Source organism: Flavobacterium aurantiibacter (assembly GCF_002251775.1).
GTDB lineage: Bacteria > Bacteroidota > Bacteroidia > Flavobacteriales > Flavobacteriaceae > Flavobacterium > Flavobacterium aurantiibacter.
In genome coordinates this window covers 11,685-32,913 of the sequence record NZ_NOXX01000185.1, presented here as the reverse complement: position 1 = coordinate 32,913, position 21,229 = coordinate 11,685, and the positions used below count along the sequence as shown (strand labels likewise).

Annotated in this window: 20 protein-coding genes and 1 pseudogene; 12 read left to right on the top strand and 9 right to left on the bottom strand. The window is 40.9% G+C overall.

The window, feature by feature from the left end:
- Positions 1-52 precede the first annotated feature (52 nt).
- Positions 53-211, top strand: a pseudogene (locus tag CHX27_RS15920) (T9SS type A sorting domain-containing protein); the annotation flags it as partial.
- Between the two features lie 313 nt (positions 212-524).
- Here CHX27_RS15920 and hisS read toward each other — a convergent pair.
- Complete coding sequence (hisS, locus tag CHX27_RS06685) at positions 525-1,880, bottom strand: histidine--tRNA ligase (protein ID WP_094485987.1); 1,356 nt, start codon at positions 1,878-1,880, stop codon at positions 525-527.
- A 101-nt stretch (positions 1,881-1,981) separates the two neighbouring features.
- On the opposite strand from hisS, the gene CHX27_RS06680 reads away from it, so the two are divergent.
- Complete coding sequence (locus tag CHX27_RS06680; RefSeq protein WP_094485986.1) at positions 1,982-3,223, top strand: ABC transporter permease; 1,242 nt, start codon at positions 1,982-1,984, stop codon at positions 3,221-3,223.
- Here CHX27_RS06680 and prmC read toward each other — a convergent pair.
- Positions 3,210-4,052, bottom strand: a complete 843-nt coding sequence (gene prmC, locus CHX27_RS06675; RefSeq protein ID WP_094485985.1) for a peptide chain release factor N(5)-glutamine methyltransferase — start codon at positions 4,050-4,052, stop codon at positions 3,210-3,212. The genes CHX27_RS06680 and prmC overlap by 14 nt on opposite strands.
- 49 nt (positions 4,053-4,101) lie before the next feature.
- Here prmC and ribD point away from each other — a divergent pair, with 49 nt between their 5' ends.
- The 3 genes from ribD to CHX27_RS06660 are packed head-to-tail and all read left to right on the top strand — an operon-like array spanning position 4,102 to position 6,312.
- The gene (gene ribD / locus CHX27_RS06670) at positions 4,102-5,118 is read left to right on the top strand and encodes a bifunctional diaminohydroxyphosphoribosylaminopyrimidine deaminase/5-amino-6-(5-phosphoribosylamino)uracil reductase RibD (RefSeq protein WP_094485984.1); all 1,017 of its coding nucleotides are present in this window, start codon (positions 4,102-4,104) and stop codon (positions 5,116-5,118) included.
- The gene (locus tag CHX27_RS06665) at positions 5,096-5,698 is read left to right on the top strand and encodes an HAD family hydrolase (RefSeq protein ID WP_094485983.1); all 603 of its coding nucleotides are present in this window, start codon (positions 5,096-5,098) and stop codon (positions 5,696-5,698) included. Before ribD ends, CHX27_RS06665 begins: the two co-directional genes overlap by 23 nt.
- A gap of 11 nt (positions 5,699-5,709) precedes the next feature.
- Entirely contained in the window at positions 5,710-6,312 is a 603-nt protein-coding gene (locus CHX27_RS06660; protein ID WP_094485982.1) for an IMPACT family protein, read from the top strand.
- On the opposite strand, the gene CHX27_RS06655 is transcribed toward CHX27_RS06660, so the two are convergent.
- Complete coding sequence (locus CHX27_RS06655; protein ID WP_094485981.1) at positions 6,289-6,699, bottom strand: acyl-CoA thioesterase; 411 nt, start codon at positions 6,697-6,699, stop codon at positions 6,289-6,291. The genes CHX27_RS06660 and CHX27_RS06655 overlap by 24 nt on opposite strands.
- 188 nt (positions 6,700-6,887) lie before the next feature.
- Between CHX27_RS06655 and dnaA the strand changes: the two genes are divergently transcribed.
- Genes dnaA through CHX27_RS06640 form a run of 3 tightly spaced genes read left to right on the top strand, consistent with a single transcriptional unit; the run spans position 6,888 to position 9,513 of the window.
- Entirely contained in the window at positions 6,888-8,315 is a 1,428-nt protein-coding gene (gene dnaA / locus CHX27_RS06650) for a chromosomal replication initiator protein DnaA (protein WP_094485980.1), read from the top strand.
- Entirely contained in the window at positions 8,315-8,788 is a 474-nt protein-coding gene (locus tag CHX27_RS06645) for a low molecular weight protein-tyrosine-phosphatase (RefSeq protein WP_094485979.1), read from the top strand. Before dnaA ends, CHX27_RS06645 begins: the two co-directional genes overlap by 1 nt.
- Entirely contained in the window at positions 8,785-9,513 is a 729-nt protein-coding gene (locus CHX27_RS06640; RefSeq protein WP_094485978.1) for an SAM-dependent methyltransferase, read from the top strand. Before CHX27_RS06645 ends, CHX27_RS06640 begins: the two co-directional genes overlap by 4 nt.
- Before the next feature lie 6 nt (positions 9,514-9,519).
- Here CHX27_RS06640 and CHX27_RS06635 read toward each other — a convergent pair whose 3' ends face one another.
- The 5 genes from CHX27_RS06635 to dapF form a co-directional block, all read right to left on the bottom strand.
- Positions 9,520-10,161 (bottom strand): peptidoglycan-binding protein LysM, encoded by a 642-nt coding sequence (locus CHX27_RS06635; protein ID WP_317048274.1) that lies wholly within the window; start codon positions 10,159-10,161, stop codon positions 9,520-9,522.
- A 69-nt stretch (positions 10,162-10,230) separates the two neighbouring features.
- Positions 10,231-11,124: a DUF2279 domain-containing protein gene (locus CHX27_RS06630; RefSeq protein ID WP_094485977.1), complete on the bottom strand. Its 894-nt coding sequence runs from the start codon at positions 11,122-11,124 to the stop codon at positions 10,231-10,233.
- Positions 11,124-12,167: an endolytic transglycosylase MltG gene (gene mltG / locus CHX27_RS06625; protein WP_094485976.1), complete on the bottom strand. Its 1,044-nt coding sequence runs from the start codon at positions 12,165-12,167 to the stop codon at positions 11,124-11,126. The genes CHX27_RS06630 and mltG overlap by 1 nt, the downstream gene beginning before the upstream one ends.
- The gene (locus CHX27_RS06620; RefSeq protein WP_094485975.1) at positions 12,160-12,693 is read right to left on the bottom strand and encodes a GNAT family N-acetyltransferase; all 534 of its coding nucleotides are present in this window, start codon (positions 12,691-12,693) and stop codon (positions 12,160-12,162) included. The genes mltG and CHX27_RS06620 overlap by 8 nt, the downstream gene beginning before the upstream one ends.
- 1 nt (position 12,694) lies before the next feature.
- A complete protein-coding gene (dapF, locus tag CHX27_RS06615; protein ID WP_094485974.1) occupies positions 12,695-13,474 on the bottom strand; it encodes a diaminopimelate epimerase in 780 nt (259 codons plus the stop codon).
- A 114-nt stretch (positions 13,475-13,588) separates the two neighbouring features.
- Here dapF and CHX27_RS06610 point away from each other — a divergent pair, with 114 nt between their 5' ends.
- The 4 genes from CHX27_RS06610 (at position 13,589) to CHX27_RS06590 (ending at position 18,796) form a co-directional block, all read left to right on the top strand.
- On the top strand, positions 13,589-14,974 hold the full coding sequence (locus CHX27_RS06610) for a trypsin-like peptidase domain-containing protein (protein ID WP_094485973.1): 1,386 nt from the start codon (positions 13,589-13,591) through the stop codon (positions 14,972-14,974).
- A 123-nt stretch (positions 14,975-15,097) separates the two neighbouring features.
- Complete coding sequence (locus CHX27_RS06605; protein ID WP_094485972.1) at positions 15,098-16,546, top strand: glyceraldehyde-3-phosphate dehydrogenase; 1,449 nt, start codon at positions 15,098-15,100, stop codon at positions 16,544-16,546.
- A gap of 738 nt (positions 16,547-17,284) precedes the next feature.
- Positions 17,285-17,806 carry a hypothetical protein gene (locus CHX27_RS06595; RefSeq protein ID WP_133063430.1) on the top strand — a complete coding sequence of 174 codons (522 nt, stop codon included), beginning with the start codon at positions 17,285-17,287 and terminating at the stop codon, positions 17,804-17,806.
- A 57-nt stretch (positions 17,807-17,863) separates the two neighbouring features.
- Positions 17,864-18,796 (top strand): pepsin/retropepsin-like aspartic protease family protein, encoded by a 933-nt coding sequence (locus CHX27_RS06590; RefSeq protein ID WP_094485969.1) that lies wholly within the window; start codon positions 17,864-17,866, stop codon positions 18,794-18,796.
- A gap of 113 nt (positions 18,797-18,909) precedes the next feature.
- Here the strand turns inward: CHX27_RS06590 and CHX27_RS06585 are convergent, their stop codons facing one another.
- Positions 18,910-21,177, bottom strand: coding sequence for an aconitate hydratase (locus CHX27_RS06585; protein WP_094485968.1), 2,268 nt, complete (start codon positions 21,175-21,177; stop codon positions 18,910-18,912).
- Positions 21,178-21,229 lie beyond the last annotated feature (52 nt).

The following is a 21,229-nucleotide window of genomic DNA, read 5'->3' as shown; positions in this document are numbered from 1 at the left end:
AAGCTGGAAATTAATTTAATACAATTTTTGTCGTGTACTTAGCGAAAACACTACAATTTCAATTTTCGACCTCAGCGGACGGGTTGTAAAAAACACAAAAATCCAATCCAACAACGAAACTATAAACCTATCCGGACTTACCGCCGGAACTTACATTGCCACCCTCAAAAACGGCAACGAACAACAAGTGCTGAAATTTGTAAAACGGTAAAAATTAAAATCACCCCAACAAAAGCGACTCCCAACCGAGTCGCTTTTTTGTTGAATTATCTCGAAGTATAATTTTTTAAATTCAACTAAAAAGCAGATTTTTTTGCAGACTTACCTTTATTTGGGCGCGCCGGCAATACAAATCATCGCTGCGCCACGTTCCTGCTCTGCCGTCACGTGTTCCGTTTTATCTTTTTGGCTAAACGATACTGGAAAAAACGTAACGCCAAAAAGGATATCACTGCACCCGTTCGCGCGAAATACGTCTTTGAAAAAACGGCAATTATTCAACAAATCGTCTGAAAAACAATTTCTTACAAATCCAAAATCGAAACCTGAACTTGCGTCCCACTGTTCATGTCTTTAATGGAAACCTCTTGCTTCTCCATCTCCGAACTTCCACATAAAACAACCTTAGCAAATCCGCGTTTTGAGGCATACTGCAATTGCTTCTGAATTTTCGCCGCATCCGGATAAAAATCGACTGTTTTTCCCGACTTACGCAATCTTCTGCAAACCTGCATCGCATACTCCGCTTCTTGCACGCCGTAATTCAAAACCAAAAACTCCGGCGTTCCATTCAACGAATCCGAAAACAAATTTAATGCCTCTAGGGCCAAATAAATCCGATCCAATCCAAACGAAAGTCCAACACCGCTAATGCCCGGCATGCCGAAAATCCCGGTTAAATCATCGTAGCGACCTGCTCCACCAATCGAACCAATGCCCACCTCAGCAGGCGCAGCCACTTCCATGATAGTACCCGTGTAGTAATTTAAGCCGCGAGCCAATGTTAAATCTAAACCCAATGCAACCGCTGGAAATGCGTTCAAATCAACCCGATTTAAAATAGTTCGAATCTCCGAAACGCCTTCTTTCCCTATAGCGATATCAGCAAAAAGCACATCCAAATGCTGCAGTTTCTCTTCAAAACTACCCGTAAGCCGAATGATCGGTAAAGCGGCATCGATACTGGCCTGCTCAAATCCACGCTCTTTTAATTCGGCAATCACACCGTCCTCGCCTATCTTATCGAGTTTATCGAGAACTACGGTAAATTCCACCAACCGATCGGCAGCGCCAATCAATTCAGCGATTCCTGCCAAAATTTTACGATTGTTAATTTTAATCGTTGTTCCGTTTAGTTCCAAACGCTGAAAAACCTCAGCATAAATTTCAACTAATTCAACTTCCTGCCACAAACTCTTACTTCCCACCACATCGGCGTCGCATTGATAAAACTCTCTAAAACGCCCTTTCTGCGGCCGATCTGCACGCCATACCGGCTGAATCTGATACCGCTTAAACGGCAATTCTATCTCATTTCTGTGCTGTACCACATAACGCGCAAACGGAACTGTTAGGTCGTAACGAAGCGCTTTTTCAGAAATATGCTTGGTAACTTTTAAAGATTGTTTCTCGTGCAACAAATCCGCAGGAACGTCCTTCAAAAAATCACCCGAGTTCAAAATTTTGAAAATCAATCGATCGCCTTCCTCGCCGTACTTTCCCATAAGCGTTTCACTATTTTCAAATGTGGGCGTTTCAATGGGCGAAAATCCGTACTTTTCAAAAACCGATTTAATAACTCCGGTGATGTAATTGCGGCGTGCAATTTCCAATGCATTGAAATCGCGCGTTCCTTTTGCTGTAGCAGCTTTAGTCTTCATAGCTTAAATTGAAGTTGCAAATATCTAACAAAATAGCCTGTTGTTCGAACTTTTTTCGGAAAGCACTGTAACAAATTGTCGCTTCAAACAACTAAACAAATATGTTTAAACTCTTTCGCGAAAACGTAAAAATTGCCCGAGGCGCCATCAGGTCGCAAATACTTCGTACCACATTAACGGTGCTCATTATGGCCATTGGTATTATGGCACTTGTTGGTATATTAACCGTAGTTGCCGCACTAGAAAATACGCTTACTGGAAATTTTGCATCGATGGGTTCGAACACATTTAACATCAATCAATACACGCAAGTTACGCGTCGCGGCGGCAGTAACGAAATCTGGAAACCCAATCCAACCATCGATTACACCCAAGCACGTGCTTTCGTAAGTCGGTACGATTATCCTTCAACCACTACTTCCCTATCGTTTACCGCAACAACCAAAGCCGAAGTACGCAGCGGTTCTGCCAAAACCGATCCAGAAATATCAGTTGTTGGTGCCGACGAGAATTTCTTATCCAATGCAGGTCTCGAACTCACGCAAGGTCGAAATTTCAATACGTTCGATATCTCAAATAATACCCGCTTTTGCATATTGGGAAGCGATTTTCTTAAAGGCCTATTCAAAGATATTCCGCCGCTTGGAAAAGAAATTGCCATTCGCGGAACCAAATTTAAAGTCATTGGTGTTTTGAAAGAAGAAGGTTCTACTTTCGGAAATTCGCAAGATTTGCGCGTAATCATTCCAATTCAAGTAGCGCGATCCATGTACACGGAACCAAATATTAATTTCGACTTGAGCGTAAAAGTTGGCGATAACAAACTGCTGAACGCCGCCGTAGATCATGCCGTAGTTACCATGCGACAAGTGCGAAAACTAAGCCCAGTGGAAGAAGACAATTTTGGAATCGAACGCAGCGACGACCTCATCAAACGAATTCAAGACATTACGGGTTATCTCGATATTGCTGCCGTAGTAATTAGCGTGATAACCATTTTTGGATCTTCTATAGCTTTAATGAATATCATGATCGTTTCAGTAACTGAACGCACACGAGAAATTGGTGTCCGAAAAGCCTTAGGGGCAAACAAAAGAACGGTTGCTTTTCAGTTTTTTATTGAAACACTGCTTATCGGACAAATCGGCGGATTAGTTGGAGTTATAATCGGTCTCTTAATTGGTTGGGGGATTTCGGCTGCACTTAGTTTTTCATTTGTAATTCCGTGGATGGCCATCATTTGGGCATTTATCGTGAGCTTTATCGTAGCAGTTGTTTCCGGTTCATATCCCGCTATTAAGGCATCTAATCTCGATCCCATCGAAGCGCTTAGGTACGAGTAAGCTTAAGCATACGAACATTTCCACGAAAATCTGTTCGTGTGGTTAGTCCGTAAAAGTTGTATTGGACCGCCAATTCACGCATCGGTTTTTCCAAATACTGATTAATCTCGAAGTACAAACTGCCTTCTGGCTTCAAGCTTTTCTGAGCATATTCCAAAATGCGTCTGTAAAACAGCAGCGGGTCATCATTGGTCACAAACAAAGCTAAATGCGGTTCGTAATCTAAAACATTGGCTTGCATCTCATCTTTTTCAGCTTCCCTTACATACGGCGGATTACTCACAATTACGTCGAATAAATCCTTAGGTAATTCCGTTCCCAAAACATCTGCCAAAATAAAATTGGTTGCCGCATCCAAAAATTGTGCATTTTTTTCGGCCACAGCCAATGCTTCGGCAGAAATATCGATTGCAAAGACGGTTCCCTTCAGCGAAAGCGCTAAACTTATCGCAATACAACCCGAACCTGTGCACAAGTCAATAACCTTCAAATTGCCTCGATTTTGATACTCTTCTACAATCCAATCCACCAATTCTTCGGTTTCAGGTCGCGGAATCAACACATGCGGATTAACATGGAATTTTCGTCCGTAAAACCACTCGTAACCCAAAACATACTGAATCGGTTCGTGCTGCAACAACCGTACTTTGGCAGCGTTAAATTGGTGCACAATTTCATCAGAAAGTTCGCGATCGGGTTCTGCAAAAAACTGCGCTTTCGTCAATTCTGCGTAAGCTTCCAACAACATAAAAAAGAACGTGTCGGCTTCTTGAGCATCTGGGAAATTCCCGATGAAGCTTTTGCGAAAATGTTGCAGACTTGTTTCCATTTGAAAAAATATCTGCGAAAATATCTAATCGTAAACTTACATTTGCGATATGAACGATAAAGTTTACATGCTTCGCTGCTTGGAATTAGCAAAAAAAGGCTTGGGAACCACCTACCCGAATCCTTTGGTAGGCAGCGTTGTGGTACATAACAACTGTATTATTGGCGAAGGTTGGCATCGGAAAGCGGGTACGCCTCACGCCGAAGTTCACGCCATACGAGCCGTTAAAAACAAAGAGCTTCTTGCTGAAAGTACACTTTACGTAAATTTAGAACCGTGCAATCACCACGGAAAAACCCCACCTTGCTGCGATCTGATTTTAGAACATCGCGTGAAACGAGTCGTTATTGGAACGATCGATTACCATAGTTTGGTTAATGGCAGCGGAATTGCACGTCTAAAAGACGCAGGCGTTGCAGTTACGGTTGGCGTTTTGGAAGCGGAATGCCAAGAGATAAACCGTCGTTTTTTTACTTTTCATGCGAAAGGTCGGCCTTACATCATTTTAAAATGGGCAGAAAGTGCCGACGGATTTATGACTGCCGATCCAAACCAACCAAATTTTCCAGTAAGCAATAAGCTTAGCAAACAGTTTTTGCATAAAATGCGTACCGAAGAACAAAGCATACTAGTGGGGACTCGCACCGCATTAATCGACAATCCGAGCTTAACGGCACGTATGTGGAAAGGAAATAATCCGTTGCGACTACTGCTCGATTTTGAACATAAAATTCCGACTAAAAATTTTATATTTGATGATGCCGCGCCTACGATTCGAATCGATCATGATTTGGTCTCGCGCGAAAATTGGATCGCTGAATTGCTAACTTATTTGAAAGAACAAAACGTTCAATCGCTAATTGTAGAAGGTGGAAAACAGGTTTTAGAACAATTTATAGCACTAAAGCTTTTTGACGAAGTTCGGATTTTTAAAAGCGCGTCATATTTTGGAAACGGACTTTTGGCACCTCAATTCGATAAAAGCGATGCAAAAGTAGAGGCAGTTGGAGCGAGCACAGACAAGCTATTAACCATTAGACCAAATGATACAAGCAATTATTTTTGATTTTGGAGATGTTTTAATCGATTTGAACAAAGCCGAATCGTTGGAAGCATTTCGTAAAATCGGACTGGAGAAACCCAACGAGCAGCTTCTTGAACTAAACGATGCTTTTGAACGCGGGAAAATCACAGAGAATGCCTTTTTGTCTGGAATTCAGAGTTTTATTCCTACACAATCCATCGAAACCATAAAAGCAGCTTGGAATACGCTCATTGGAGACTTCCCTCTTGAACGATTGGAATTACTGCAAATGCTCAAAAGCAAATACAAATTGTTTTTGCTCACCAATACCGACATTATTCACATGGAAGCTTTTGAAGAAGAAGTGGGCGCATCGTTTGCCAGTGCCTTCTATCAGTGCTTTGAGAAAGTATACTACAGCCATGAAATGGGTATGCGAAAACCAGATCCACAAGTTTATCTCACTATACTGCGCAAACACGATTTAATTGCAGAACGCACGCTTTTTATTGATGATAAGAAAGAAAATACGGATGCTGCGGCACAATTAGGTTTACAGGTTTGGAACTTACAAGTTGGCAAAGAATCGATTATGAATTTGTACGATAAAGGAATTCTTTAATCTAACACTACTTGAATACAATTTCGGAAGCAGTTACCGCGGTTCTTTACAAAGAGAAAAATAGTAAGTTTTACGGCTTCTTAATTCCGTTAGAATCTGAAAATCAATTAAAAGAGCGAATCGCTGAAGTAAAAAATCAATTTCCAGGGGCCAATCATTATTGCTATGCTTTTCGCTTACGCGGAACGAACGAAAACTTGATTTATCGCGCATCCGACGACGGCGAACCTTCAGGAACAGCGGGACAACCCATTTACGGACAATTGTTGTCGGCCGATTTAATTAATGTTTTGTGTGTGGTTGTACGTTTTTTTGGCGGTGTGAAATTGGGCACAGGTGGTTTAATTTCGGCTTATCGCGAATCGGCACGCTTAACCATAGCTGAAGCCGTTCTTGAAAAATTCGAACCAAAAGTGCAGTTTCAGATTTCAGGACCGTACGGACAAGAAGCCGCAATATTTCGTTTGCTTAAAAAAGTTCAAGGAGAAATCATCGATAAAAGTGCAGGAACTGAAATTTCTATCGAATTTTCAATTAAAGTTGCCGCTGTCGAATCCTTACGCACGAGCTTTTCTGAGCACAATCACGTATTAAGACTCACTGAAATTAGCTAACTTTTCGAGAATGTACGAAGGCGGTTGTGTGGGGCGGCCGGTTAATTTATCTACAAACACCAAAATTGACGAACCTGTTGTTAATAAGTCGTTTGACTCATTTCGAATTTCGTAAGAAAACTCAATCTTGACATTTGAGAGACTTTCAAAAAAAGTTGTGACGGTAATTTCGTCGTCGTAACGCGCCGGTTTTTTGTAGTTCATTGTCAGCGAAACAACGGGCAACATAATTCCGTTGTCTTCCATCCATTTATACGAAATCCCCAGTGATCTCAACCATTCCACACGACCTATCTCAAAAAACACGGCATAATTTCCGTGGTATACAACGCCCATTTGATCGGTTTCGGCATAGCGAATTCTAGTTTCATATTGGTGTGATTTCATGTATTTTTGAAATGAATTTTTACGGTGTTAAACGAGCACATCTTACAACTATTTTTTCAAAAATTCAATCCCCAAATTATTTTTTTTTAAAGATTTTTGTTCACATATTTGTTCACCTGAACATATCTACCGAAACGCTCTGATTTGGTGGAAATTCAACAAGACAAACTCAAAAAAAAGAAGGATTTATGACAAAAACCGCGCAATCGGTATGGGAAAATTGTCTGTCTTTTATAAAGGACAATATTCAAGATCAAGCATACAAAACTTGGTTTGAGCCAATTAAATCGGTTGAGCTTACGGATAATGCATTATACATTCAAGTTCCGAGTAAATTCTTTTACGAGTGGTTGGAAGAGCACTATGTGAAGTTGCTTAAAGTTGCTCTGACGAAAGAACTAGGTAAGAATGCCAAATTGCTGTACAAAATTAAGATGGAGAACACGTACGGCAACAATCAACCTTTTACCGAACAGCTTCCAAGTGCAAGTCGCGCTCCTGTAAAAACCCAAGAAGTAGATGCGCCTTTCAGAAATCTAAGTCCGGAATTAAAAAATCCGTTTGTTATTCCAGGAATACGAAATCTGAAAATCGAATCGCAACTAAATACCAATTACAGTTTCGACAACTTTTTAGAAGGCGAATCGAACCGCCTAGCTCGTTCAGCTGGTTTAGCGGTGGCGAACAAACCTGGTGGAACCTCGTTTAATCCACTGTTAATTTTTGGCGGAGTTGGTCTCGGAAAAACACACCTAGCGCATGCTATTGGCGTAGAAATCAAAGATAAATATCCCGAAAAAACAGTACTTTATATTTCTGCAGAAATCTTTACACAACAATTCATAGATTCTGTAAAGAAGAATAACCGTCACGATTTTATTCACTTTTACCAGTTGATCGACGTATTGATTATCGACGACGTTCAATTCTTTTCAGGAAAAAGTGGAACACAAGACGTATTCTTCCATATTTTCAATTACTTACATCAAAACAATAAGCAAGTAATTTTAACTTCAGACAAGGCGCCTGTAGACATGCAAGACATCGAACATCGTTTGTTATCTCGCTTCAAATGGGGCTTGTCTGCCGAAATTTACCAACCTGATTACGAGACACGTATCGCGATTTTAAAGAATATTTTATATCGTGACGGCGTGGAAATGCCCGACGAAATTATCGAGTACGTTGCTAGAAATATCAAAACAAACGTACGTGAACTCGAAGGTGCCATTATTTCACTAATTGCTCAATCTTCTTTCAATAAAAAGGAAGTAACAATCGAACTTGCAAAACAGGTTGTTGAAAAATTCGTAAAGAACGTAAAGCGCGAAATTTCAATAGATTATATACAAAAAGTTGTATCAGATTATTTCCAATTAGATATTGATACGCTACAATCTAAAACCAGAAAACGTCACGTAGTACAAGCCCGACAGTTAGCTATGTTCTTCGCTAAGAAGTTTACCAAAGCGTCGTTAGCAAATATAGGTAGCCAAATCGGCGACCGCGACCATGCTACCGTACTTCACGCTTGTAAAACCGTTGACAATTTGGTTTCGACCGATAAGCAGTTCAAGAAGTTTGTAGACGACATCCACAAAAAATTGTCTTTGTAATGATTACAAAAATCTTGATGGTATGCCTAGGAAACATTTGTCGTTCTCCTCTGGCGGAAGGCATTTTAGCAGATAAATTGCCCCGCGATCGATTTGCAGTTGATTCGGCAGGAACCGGTAATTACCACGTTGGTAAAGCACCTGATGCCCGATCGATTAAGATTGCAAAACTCAACAATATTGATATTGCCGGACAAATTGCGCGACAGTTTAAGCCCGAAGACTTTTTCAGATACGACTATATTTATGCAATGGATCAGTCGAATCTTGACGATATTTTAGAACTCGCTCCAAACGAAGAAATGAAATCAAAGGCACGATTAATCTTAGACGAATTGTTCCCTGGTGAGAAAGTAGATGTCCCAGACCCGTATTACGGCCACGATAACGGATTTACACTGGTATATCAAATGCTCGACGAAGCGTGCACCAACATCGCAAATCGATTGCTTGATGAAAACCAACGCTCATGAAGCCTGTCTTCTTTAAAGGTACGCTTTACCTAATACCCACAACCTTAGGAGAATCGACCGCTGCAGAAGTGCTTCCCGGAAGTATCGGACGCACCGTCTCGCTTTTAAATAGCTACATTGTTGAAAACGAAAAAACAGCTCGTAAATTCATTAAAGAGGTTTGTCCTTCAAAACCTCAACCCGATTTAAAACTGTTTGCGCTTAATAAGCATACTAAATCCGAAGATCTCCAAGAAATGCTTAAACCTTTGTTGTTAGGCGAAAATATGGGACTTATGAGCGAAGCGGGTTGCCCAGGCGTTGCCGATCCTGGAGCGGTTATAGTACAATTAGCACATCAAAACGGTATTAGAGTGGTTCCGCTTGTTGGTCCCTCTTCCATACTTATGGCATTAATGGCTTCGGGCTTAAACGGACAAAACTTTGCCTTTAATGGTTACCTTCCTATCGATAAAAACGAGCGTAAAACTAGTATTCGAAGTTTAGAAAAACTTTCGATGGAACGCAATCAGAGTCAAATTTTCATCGAAACACCGTACCGAAACAATAAAATGCTCGAAGATTTACTGCTGCATTTAGGACACTCGACCCTGCTTACTATTGCCGCAGATATTACGCTACCAACCGAGTTTATTAAAACCACGACCGTTCAGTTGTGGCGAAAAGAAAAGGTCGATTTGCAAAACCGACCTGCTATCTTTATATTACTAAAAGAAAAGTTCTAATTTAAATCATTCTTCTGCTGCGATCGAACTCGTGTCGTATCCTGCATACTTACGCATGTAACTTGCAATCGAAGTTCCGAAACCATCCCGCTTCAGATTTTCTCCATTGCTGTAAAGAAACTTTTTCACAGAACTGGATCCACCAAGATGCGCCGCTGCTAGTATTCCGCTTTCGGTAACTAATACACCAGCGACTTCTTTACCTGAAAAAATCTCAATTTCCTTCTTGAGTTTGCCTTTGTTAACGGCTAATAAACGTTCGAAGGCGCGTTCTTGCAACTTTTCGTCGGCCAAAAAAGCACTGTGATTTCTAATTCCTAAGTAAGAAAGCGCGTCTTTTCCAAACTGGTATTTACCCATGTAACCAAAACGGTTCACCTGACGGTAATTTCCTTGGCTTTCTTTAAATGCAACAGCTTCTTTAAAACCTGTGAAACTGTAACCCGTAAAAACAATTTGATACTTGTAATAATCTTGAGGATACTGAGAAGGTAAAACAAATGTTTGAAGTAATTGATCCTCGGAATAGTCTATAACTTGACTGTTAGAACCTTTAAAACCTGATGAGATAAAGGCAAGAATAAGAGCGATTGAAGCGTAAAATATCCACTTTTTAATCATAAAATTGATTTCTTTCAGAACTGTCACTTCTGAAAATTTCAGCAGGCAAATATACGACTTTTTATTACCAATTTGAATATCAGCTTGTTAAAAATTTCAGAAGTAAAAACCATAGCCTTTTGCGCGGCTTCCTTCTGAAAATCGCAGTGTTGGCGCAGGAATCTTTAGTGTATTGAAAACAGAAAAGACCGTTTTTAAAAACAAGTTCTTTGTAGGAATTTTCGTTAAATCAACATCGAGTGCCAGATAAAATTGCCGCTGTTGTTGCAAATTTCCAAAACCCAAATCGTTTTGCGCACTTTGCGTTGCTGCCAACATATTGGTTCCGCCATACCCAACTGCGAGGTTTAGCCACTTCGGAATATGATTTACTTGTATAAATGAACGTAAATTCACAGACAGCCAATACGTTTGCCCATTGTAATCTTTAAGAATCTGCTCAGACGTTGAACTACCGAGTGCAGCAGGCCGTTGCGCTGCAAAATTTGTTCGATGCCACGAGAACTTAGGTACGATTCGCTGCTCCTTCCATAAGCGTTCTTGCACAAAAAACAACGCCCAACCTCCCGTATTGGCAGCAACATCGCCCCAACTAGCGCCCCACTCTGCGGAAAATCCGTCCATGACCTCAATAGCTGTAAGATACGCCAATCCCAAAGTAGAGCCATATCGCTCTTGCTGACGTTTACTTCCACCCGACCATTTCACTAAATCAGTACCAAAAGCTGCCAAATGGTAGGTTGAAAACGCATGTCCGGCTTTATCTACTTGCAGCCAATGTGCATTATCATCCACAAAGTGAAATTTAGCTTGTTCGTAATCACTGTACCAAACGGTTTGCAAGGCAAGTAAAGATGAAGTAGCTAATGCGGCTTCGGTTACAAGAATTGCTTTATAACGCATTTGGTTCAACGAGTCGGCGGGCTTTAGCCACGACTGCTGTCCGAAAAAAAGTTGTGTAAAAAGTAAGGCAAGAAACGATAAACGCATTAGCGCTTGATTCCTTGAGCATTAATCCAAGCTACATATTTCTGGCGGTTAACTTCGTGCTGAGCAGCTGTTACCGCAAATTCGTGGTAGCCAAAACGACTCACGCTTGCGCAGAAATAAATGTAATCGTGCTTTTCTGGATTTAAAACAGCATCAATAGCCGAAATGTCTGGCATAGCGATTGGTCCCGGAGGCAAACCAGAGAATTTATAGGTGTTGTACGGATTATCTGTTGCTAAATCTCTGTTCAAGACACGCTTAATCTGTAAGGTAAAGTCACCTGAATTCTTTTTCACTGCGTAAATAACCGTCGGATCGGCTTCCAACTTGATGCCTTTTTTCAATCGATTCAAATAAACACCCGCCACACGCGGACGCTCGTCGGTTTTAACCGTTTCTTTATGCACAATCGAAGCTAAGATGTACACCTCAGTTGGCGTTAAGTTCTGTGCTTTTGCCTTTTCTAAACGCTCGGGCGTCCAAAACTTTCTGTGCTCTTTAAGCATGCGGTTACGGAAACTCATCGCATCGGTATCCCAAAAAAACTCGTATGAATTCGGAATAAAAATCGACAAAACATTATCGGTCGTTAGATTATTCTCCGTCAAAAATTGTTCTTGAGTAATGGCAGCCATCAATCCCAAACTATCGGCCTCGATTTGTGACGCAATTCGGGCACAAAAATCTTCCAAACGTTCCTGATTATTAAAGGTGATGTTAACCGGCAAACTTTGTCGCAAGCTGTTGATGATGTCGTTGTTGTTCATTCCCTTACGCAGAAGAAAACGTCCGCTTTTAACATTGGTATTGTATTTCTTCTTCCCAGCTACCATTTCAAAAGTTTCCATGTTTTGAACATAGGCAGTCATAATCGACTTCACCTTTTCAAAATCCGATTCACTGGGAATATTCACGTAAACCTCAGTTTCCTCAAACTTGGTATTGGCGCTAAAGATCTTAGAATAAAGCGAATAGCCATAAGCAATTGCTACGGCAACAATTACTACGGATACAATTGCAAGGATTTTTCCTTTTTTAGACATGGTTGTGTTGTATTAACTGTAAAAATATTTCGTCTTGAAAACCCGTCGTCGTCCAATTCCATTGTTTGCGAACGCCCGTTTTTTCGAAGCCAAATTTAGAGAAAAGTGTCAAACTTGCTTGATTATTTTCTTCCACACAGGCATAAAGTTGAAAGAGGTTTAAAAATTCAAAAGCGTAGGTAATTAAGAGCTCCAAAGCTTCGCTCGCTATTCCTTTCTTCCGAAATGATTCTGCAACAACAATACCTACTCCTGCCCTATTGTTTCGCGGATCAAAATCGTACAAATCAATAAATCCACATAAATTATTGCTTACTATCTCGCAAATAACCAGCCGCAGTTGTTTGGCCTCATAAATATCCGATTTCGCACTTTCGATATACGCTTCCAAAATATGCCTACTAAAAGGCTGCATGGTTTGAGAAATGTGCCACAAACTCACGTCGTTTTCAACAGCAAATAAAAAGTCGATATCGCTCGGTTCGAGAGCGCGCAGAAAAATGCTTTTGCCTTTTAAGTAGGTCATTTTATAAATCAACTGTTCCGGAATAAACTTCTGTTGCTGGCCCAATTAACTCCACAGCTGTAAATGCACGACCATCAAACGAAAAATGCACTGCTAAAGTGCCACCAGCAACATGCAGATTCACTCGGTTTGACAGCAGCTTCTTTTCATAAAACAACGCCAATGCTGCTGCCGTTGCGCCAGTTCCACATGCCAGCGTCTCTGCTTCCACGCCTCGTTCGAAGGTTCGCATTTTAAGTGTGGAACCATCGACAATTTGCACAAAATTGACATTCGTACCACCGGGCGCAAAAATCGGATCGTTTCGAAATTGTGCACCCAAACTTGCCACATCCACAGTTTCTACATCATCCACAACCAGCACCAAATGCGGCGAACCTGTATTTAAAAACAAGCCTGTATCAAGTTTTTTGATTTCAGTAACATCGTGCATAGACAAACTGACAGTTCCGTCTGAAATTTTTGCAGTATGTAATCCATCACTTGCTTCAAAAGTGGTTTGTTTTTCAACGATTCCCAACTTAGCGGCAAAAGCTACAGCGCAACGACCGCCATTGCCACACATCGATCCAAAATTACCGTCGGAATTGTAGTACAACATCTTAAAATCAGTGTTTTCACTGGGTTCTAAGGCAATCAAACCGTCTGCTCCAATGCCAAAACGCCGATCACACAGCTGTTGTACCAATTTGTGATTTGTTGTTGGAAAAGAACCCGAACGATTATCGATCATCACAAAATCGTTGCCGGCGCCTTGATACTTATAAAAATGAATTTTCATACGACAAAAATAGGTAATCTGTGGCTGTTGGCGCTGCTGTTAATCATTGGTTAAAGATGATTTGGCAAGAAATTTGACTTTTTAATTTTACAATTGTTAAAATGAAGAACGATTATGAAAAAGTATGCATCATTATTCTTTCTAGCATTGAGCAGTGGAGCAATCACGCTTGGTGCTTACAAATTGCTATTTGAAGACAACCGAACTGCATCTCTTGTAACCTCGGCACCTGCTAACTACCTCAGAAATGCTTCGCTTGGCGCAGAAAATATCGATTTCACTACAGCTGCCGATCAAGCAGTACACTGCGTGGTTCACGTAAAAAACGTTTCGTACCGCACCATTAGCAATCCTATTATGGAATTCTTTTACGGTTACCGAGGCGGACAACAGCAAGAGCAAATTGGCACAGGCTCCGGTGTAATCATTTCCGAAGACGGCTATATTGTGACTAACAACCACGTTATTAAAGACGCAAGTGAATTGGAAATTACGCTCAACAACAACGAAACGTATAAAGCCAAAGTCATTGGAACCGACTCCAAAATGGACATTGCCCTACTAAAAATCGATGCCAAAGAAAAACTTCCCTACGCAACCTTCGCCGATTCAGACGCGGTTAAAGTTGGAGAATGGGTTCTTGCAGTAGGAAATCCGTACAATTTGAACTCGACCGTAACTGCGGGTATCGTTTCTGCGAAAGCGCGAAACTTAGGAAATAACGGCATTCAATCGTTTATACAAACCGACGCAGCCGTGAATCCCGGAAATAGTGGCGGTGCGCTCGTAAACACACGCGGCGAACTCATCGGAATCAACACCATGATTTCTTCGCAAACAGGTGCTTACGTCGGATATTCGTTTGCGGTCCCTTCAAACATTACTCGCAAAATTATCGAAGACATCATGGAATACGGCAACGTACAACGCGGTATTCTCGGAATTGAGTGCGGCGAATTAAATGCTACTGTCTCAAAAGAACTCGGAATTTCTCAAACCAGCGGCGTGTACATCAGTAGCGTTAACAAAAATACGGGTGCTGAAAAAGCCGGTTTGAAAAAAGGCGACATCATCGTGAAATTAGATGACCGAAAAATCCAAACCTATGCCGACTTAGCTGGTTTCATAAATGCTAAACGTCCGAACGACGAAGTAAAAGTTACGTTTCTACGCGACGAAAAAACCTATACTGCAAATGTGAAACTCACGAAATACGACATGATCGTAGCCGACTTTAAAGGTTTGGAACTAGAAAACTTAAGTGCAGCCGAACGCAAAAAACTGAAAGTTAACTACGGTGTGCGGGTGAAAAGTGTCGAAAATTCTAAACTCGCCGAATTTGCAAACGATTTAGAAGGCGGCGTAATCTTAAAAATCGGAAATGTTCCTGCCGAAAACATCGAAACCGTATCACAACTCGTTTCTAAAATCGATGAAAATCAAGCCGTTCAAGTAGAAATGATTACCAAAAACGGCGAATTAATTCGATTCATTCTCTAGAACAAGAAGTAGCCAAAGAGAAGTCGGTCGCAGTGGCCGACTTTTTTTATGTTTCTTTACGAAATCGTTTTCGTAAATCAACAAATTAATTACTTTTGCCGCGTCTAACTTCAATATTCAATCATGACAACCAACGCAATGTATGAAAAGGAGCTGACTTTTCAGGCGGACCGACGCAGAGCCGGTGTGGAATTAATCAAGACTATTAGCGATTTATGGTACGAAAAATCCATCGAAATGGTACTCTTTCGCAACCAACTTATCGATAGAACGGTCAGCGACATTATCAATTTGCACGAATACGCCGGCGAATTTGTCGGAAAACCCATCAGTGTCTTCGATACCGTTGAAATCGCAAAAGCGGTACTGAGCCTAGATTTGCCACCAAGCAAACTCGACTTAGGAAAACTGACCTACGAATTCCACATGGAAGACGATAAATACAGCAATGCCAAAGCTTTTGTCATCGACAAGCTTAAAAGCGCCAAATCATCGGCCGATATCACACCAAAAGATGTCGTTCTTTACGGATTCGGACGCATTGGCCGTTTGCTCGCACGCGAAATGATGTCGAAAATGGGCAAGGGAAACCAGTTGCGCTTGCGAGCCGTAGTAACGCGTGATCAAAACGACGCCGTGAGCATCGAAAAAAGAGCGTCTTTGCTGCGTTACGACTCGATTCACGGCGATTTCCAAGGTTCGGTTGTAGCCGACACCGAAAATAACGCATTGATTATCAATGGCACAACAGTTCATTTGATTACAGCACAAAAACCTGAAGATATCGATTACACCGCGTACGGCATAGACGATGCATTGGTTATCGACAACACCGGTGCGTTTACCACTCAAGAGGCCTTGGCACGTCATTTAGTTTCCAAAGGCGTTTCAAAAGTGTTGCTTACCGCTCCTGGAAAAGGCGTGCCGAATATTGTTCACGGCGTTAATCAAAACGAATACAACCCAGATGAAATCGATATTTTTTCTGCGGCTTCTTGTACCACAAACGCCATCACACCTATTTTAAAAGCTGTTGAAGATACGCTCGGCGTTGTAAAAGGACACCTCGAAACGATTCACGCTTACACGAACGACCAGAATTTGGTTGATAATATGCACAAGAAATACCGTCGCGGACGCGCAGCGGGTTTAAACATGGTTATTACCGAAACGGGTGCCGGAAGTGCGGTTGCTAAAGCATTGCCGTCGCTTACCGGAAAACTCACTTCAAATGCCATTCGCGTTCCGGTTCCAAACGGTTCCCTTGTGGTTTTAAACTTAGAAGTTGGCAAAAAAACCAGCATCGACGAAGTAAACAAAATCATGAAAAAGTACGCACTCGAAGGCGAACTGGTCGAACAAATAAAATATTCTTTAAACAACGAATTAGTATCGTCAGACATTATCGGAACTTCAGCGCCAGCTATTTACGACAGCAACGCTACCATAGTTTCGGCCGACGGCAAAAACGTAGTCTTATATGTGTGGTACGACAACGAATACGGCTACAGCCACCAAGTAATTCGCTTGGCAAAGTACATTTCAAAAGTGCGCCGCTTCACCTATTATTAATAGAAACTAACCTAACCACTATACTGTGCCGGAATGCCTACAAGGTGTTCCGGTTTTTTTTGGGCGTATCCCCGCGCATACATCCTAACGAAAATGTATCGCTGGGCGGGGTCGCGCCGTTCGCTGCAAGTGGCACCAACCGAGCCAAGCAATTGCAAGCTTTGGCACGGGCTTCCGTTGGTCGCCGCACCAAACCGCAATTGCTAAGCCCGTTTCGCGCAAGCTTTCCGCTGCCGTCGCTTACGCGGAAAAATCAGATCCACGTTGAGTTAATCACGATTTGAATCGGGTACAAAACAATCTATACAACTAAGTAGAAAGAGCTGGCATTTAAACGCTTCTTCCATCTATTCTAGAAATTCATTAAAATAAAAAAGTAGCAACTTTTGACAAGTGTTACTTTTCAAACTACCATACGTTTGCAACAGTTTTCTAGATGCTTGCGATTCGTGTTTTCTGATTTTTTTGCACAATGCAATTAAGCTTCAAACAAAAACTAAAATACATGGTTAAGCGGCAACCTTAGTGTTTGTGCAAACCTAAAATAACATTGCAAATTCTAAAAACTTCGTTGTATTCTCTACTAAACACTAGTTCTTCACTGTTGAAAATCTGACCATTTCAAATAAAAGACGACAGAAAACATATAAAAAATACGACTATTTAAACACGAGCGGTAAGTAACAATTGTCTGTCAACATTCAAGAGAAATGTATCAAAAGTAAAAACAGAAAAATCATGAAAAGAATCATTTTCGTTGCCTTCTTAATCGTAGTATCAGCCGCTCATGCACAAGATAACGTGATTAAACTCCATAATAACATCAGTGTCACGGTGTCCAATGAACCTAAGAAATCAGAACAAGATAATGTACAAGTTTACTTTTCAAAAAATATCGAAAAAAACTACAACCTTATTATTATTGAAAACAACTTATCTGATTTATTTACGCCCGATGTGATAAAAGAGGGTATAAAAAACAAACAGGTTTTTAAAACTATTGAAGACCTGTTCATGGAACGGATGAATAGCAAAGGAAATAAGGCTAATTTGTTATCATCTGAAATTATAAACTTTAAAGGCGAAAACTCATTAAAAATTAAGTTAGAACTACAAAAGCCTACCAAAGAACTGCCGAATATAATAGACGCTTTAATATTCGTGAAAGGGAGTTACAGTTACAATTTTCTCTTTGTAAACATACAAGGAAAGGCGAACAACTCGGAAAGCGAGAATTTCTTTAACTCCATTACATTCTAACGAGCAAGAATAGTAAATAATTGATTATCAGTAACTAAAAAATAAAAGTTTTAGAAAATGAAAATTTGGAAAACGATCCATGTACTTGCTGTCCTACTATTCTTTGGCGAAGCTTTTAGTCAATCTAAACCGATCGACTCTATTCAGTTTTTCTTAAAGAGCGATAATAGAATCTACACATATGTTAAAGTAAACGATGTCGATTCATTACTATTTCTCATCGATACAGGAGCAAGCGACATGGTTATAAATAGTGAGATTATCACTAAGAAAAAATTAAAATTAAACTTTGATTCTGAGGAAACAAACAGCGGAACCACAGGAATAAATATCGTTAAAAAAAGCTCAGGCAACAAGGCAAAATGGGGGCTTCAAGAAATTGACAACTTGAGTTTTATATCCATTCCATACCCAAATGAGTTATGGGATGGTGTTTTAGGTTTATCTCTTTTAAAAAGGTTTTGTATTGAAATAAACTACGACAAAAAACTGGTATATCTTTTTGATAAAGTTTCGTTTAAAAATCAAAAGCAAAATACCATCAAATTCAAATATAAAGAGCGAGTTCCCTTTGTGGATATCCGAATAAAAACTATAGATGGCAAAACCAGAAACGTATGCCTCGAAATAGATACGGGTAGCGACAGAATCCTAGACTTAAGTACCAGTTATGTTAATTTAAACAAACTTTTGGATGTTTATAAGCAATGCTTTGCTGTTTCAAATATTACCAGCAGTGACGGAAATACTGGAAAAATCTTTAATGTCTATTTTCCACAGATAAATATCGCAGATTTCCATTTTTATAAAATCCCTGGCGGTGTGGCTCAAATCCAAAATGGAATTATGAACATAAATGGAATTGACGGCATTATAGGTAACTCGTTCTTAAAAAGATTTAATATCACTTTAGACTTTAAAAATGAGCTGATTTCATTTGAACCTAATGATTATCTACACACAAAATACTTCGATTTTTTAGCACCGTGAACTACCGCAAACAGTTCGCATCTTGCATTTTAATCATTTTCTACTACCACACTCAAAAAAAATCTGCCCAACTTTTTGAGCTGGGCAGACTTTATAAAAATGTACAAAAGGATTTATGCAGCTCCGGCAGCAGCAATCAAATTCAATGCTGAACCTGCTTTAAACCAAGCAATTTGACCTTCATTGTACGTATGATTTGCCAGAATGGTATCTGTAGTACCATCCTCGTGAATAAATTCTAACGTAAGTGGTACACCCGGTGCAAACGACGTTAAATCTTTGAAATTAATCGTGTCGTTTTCACGAATTTTATCGTAATCTGCTTCATTGGCAAATGTAAGTGCCAACATACCTTGCTTTTTCAAGTTAGTTTCGTGAATACGTGCAAACGACTTCACCAAAACGGCTTTTACACCTAAGAATCGCGGCTCCATGGCAGCATGCTCACGAGACGATCCTTCGCCGTAGTTGTGATCGCCAACTACAATCGACGGTATTCCCGCAGCTTTATAAGCGCGTTGTACGGCCGGTACTGCATCGTACGCTCCTGTAAGCTGATTCTTAACCGAATTCGCTTTTTGGTTGAAGGCGTTAATCGCGCCAATAAGCATATTGTTTGAAATGTTGTCAAGGTGACCACGGAATCGCAACCACGGACCAGCCATCGATATGTGATCAGTAGTACATTTCCCGAAAGCTTTAATCAGCAATTTAGCACCTGTAATGTTGTTTCCGTCCCAAGGTTCAAACGGAGCTAAAAGCTGTAAACGCTCGCTCGTCGGACTCACAGCTACTGTAACGCCACTTCCGTCTTCGGCCGGCGCTTGGTATCCTGGATCTTCAGCATAGAAACCTTTTGCTGGCAACTCATTTCCAGTTGGTTCATCTAATTTAACCTCTTCGCCATCTTCATTAATTAATGTATCGGTGATTGGGTTAAATCCGAGGTCTCCCGCAATCGCTAAAGCGGTAACAAGCTCTGGAGAACCAACGAAAGCTAAGGTGTTTGGATTACCGTCGGCACGTTTCGAAAAGTTTCTGTTGAACGAGTGTACAATCGTGTTTCGCTCTTCTTTTTCTGCGCCTTCGCGATCCCACATTCCGATACACGGACCACAAGCATTTGCAAACACAGTAGCACCAATTTGGTTGAAGGTGTCAATGAAACCATCTCTTTCGATTGTTGAACGAACAACTTCTGAACCTGGAGTAATGGTAAAAGCAGCTTTGGTCTTCAATTTTTTATCGGCAACTTGCTTAGCAAGCGACGCTGCACGAGAAATATCTTCGTACGACGAGTTGGTACAAGATCCTATCAATCCTATTTCTACGCGAAGTGGCCAGTTATTTTTGATAGCTTCTTCACGCATTCTTGAAATAGGTGTAGCTAAATCTGGTGTAAACGGACCGTTCAAATGGGGCTCCAATTCTGATAAATTGATTTCGATTACTTGATCGAAATACTGTTCTGGATTTGCGTATACTTCTGGATCACCCGTTAAATAAGGTGCAATCGCGTCGGCAGCATCGGCAACATCGGCACGATTTGTAGAACGCAAGTAGCGCGCCATCGACTCATCATATCCAAAAGTTGACGTTGTTGCGCCAATTTCAGCACCCATATTACAAATGGTTCCTTTACCGGTACAAGACATTGCGGTAGCACCTTCGCCGAAATACTCAACAACAGCGCCAGTTCCTCCCTTTACAGTAAGGATTCCAGCCACTTTCAGAATTACGTCTTTTGGTGCTGTCCAACCCGATAATTTACCTGTAAGTTTTACACCTATAAGTTTTGGGAACTTCAATTCCCAAGCCATTCCCGACATAACGTCTACGGCATCGGCACCTCCTACTCCAATGGCAATCATTCCCAATCCACCAGCATTTACTGTGTGTGAATCGGTACCAATCATCATTCCTCCCGGAAATGCATAGTTTTCTAATACTACTTGGTGAATAATTCCTGCACCTGGTTTCCAAAATCCAATTCCGTATTTATTTGATACCGATGAAAGGAAATCGAAAACTTCACTCGACTGTTGTTTCGCGCGAGCTAAATCGGTTGCTGCATCAACTTTCGCTTGGATCAAGTGGTCGCAGTGTACCGTTGTTGGTACGGCAACTTTTGATTTACCGGCATGCATAAACTGAAGTAGCGCCATTTGGGCTGTTGCATCCTGACAAGCTACGCGGTCTGGAGCAAAATCTACGTAGTCTTTTCCACGAGAAAAAACCTGCGTCGGATTACCTTCCCAAAGGTGGTTGTATAATATTTTTTCGGTTAGCGTTAAAGGTCTTCCCACCAATTCACGCGCCTTGTTTACGCGCTCTGGCATGGTTGCGTAAACCTTTTTAATCATTTCAATATCAAAAGCCATGATTTTACTTATTTGTTTGCGGTGCAAATTTACGAAAACGTTGGTAGTTGTT

Bases quoted from the DNA above. Each gene is read 5' to 3' on its own strand.
- dnaA (WP_094485980.1), top strand. From the start codon at position 6,888: ATGACAAAAACCGCGCAATCGGTATGGGAAAATTGTCTGTCTTTTATA.
- CHX27_RS06630 (WP_094485977.1), bottom strand. From the start codon at position 11,124: ATGCGTTTATCGTTTCTTGCCTTACTTTTTACACAACTTTTTTTCGGA.
- hisS (WP_094485987.1), bottom strand. From the start codon at position 1,880: ATGAAGACTAAAGCTGCTACAGCAAAAGGAACGCGCGATTTCAATGCA.
- CHX27_RS06645 (WP_094485979.1), top strand. From the start codon at position 8,315: ATGATTACAAAAATCTTGATGGTATGCCTAGGAAACATTTGTCGTTCT.
- CHX27_RS06620 (WP_094485975.1), bottom strand. From the start codon at position 12,693: ATGACCTACTTAAAAGGCAAAAGCATTTTTCTGCGCGCTCTCGAACCG.
- mltG (WP_094485976.1), bottom strand. From the start codon at position 12,167: ATGTCTAAAAAAGGAAAAATCCTTGCAATTGTATCCGTAGTAATTGTT.
- CHX27_RS06595 (WP_133063430.1), top strand. From the start codon at position 17,285: ATGAAAAGAATCATTTTCGTTGCCTTCTTAATCGTAGTATCAGCCGCT.
- CHX27_RS06610 (WP_094485973.1), top strand. From the start codon at position 13,589: ATGAAAAAGTATGCATCATTATTCTTTCTAGCATTGAGCAGTGGAGCA.
- CHX27_RS06655 (WP_094485981.1), bottom strand. From the start codon at position 6,699: ATGAAATCACACCAATATGAAACTAGAATTCGCTATGCCGAAACCGAT.
- CHX27_RS06585 (WP_094485968.1), bottom strand. From the start codon at position 21,177: ATGGCTTTTGATATTGAAATGATTAAAAAGGTTTACGCAACCATGCCA.
- prmC (WP_094485985.1), bottom strand. From the start codon at position 4,052: ATGGAAACAAGTCTGCAACATTTTCGCAAAAGCTTCATCGGGAATTTC.
- dapF (WP_094485974.1), bottom strand. From the start codon at position 13,474: ATGAAAATTCATTTTTATAAGTATCAAGGCGCCGGCAACGATTTTGTG.
- CHX27_RS06680 (WP_094485986.1), top strand. From the start codon at position 1,982: ATGTTTAAACTCTTTCGCGAAAACGTAAAAATTGCCCGAGGCGCCATC.
- CHX27_RS06665 (WP_094485983.1), top strand. From the start codon at position 5,096: ATGATACAAGCAATTATTTTTGATTTTGGAGATGTTTTAATCGATTTG.
- CHX27_RS06640 (WP_094485978.1), top strand. From the start codon at position 8,785: ATGAAGCCTGTCTTCTTTAAAGGTACGCTTTACCTAATACCCACAACC.
- CHX27_RS06590 (WP_094485969.1), top strand. From the start codon at position 17,864: ATGAAAATTTGGAAAACGATCCATGTACTTGCTGTCCTACTATTCTTT.
- CHX27_RS06605 (WP_094485972.1), top strand. From the start codon at position 15,098: ATGACAACCAACGCAATGTATGAAAAGGAGCTGACTTTTCAGGCGGAC.
- ribD (WP_094485984.1), top strand. From the start codon at position 4,102: ATGAACGATAAAGTTTACATGCTTCGCTGCTTGGAATTAGCAAAAAAA.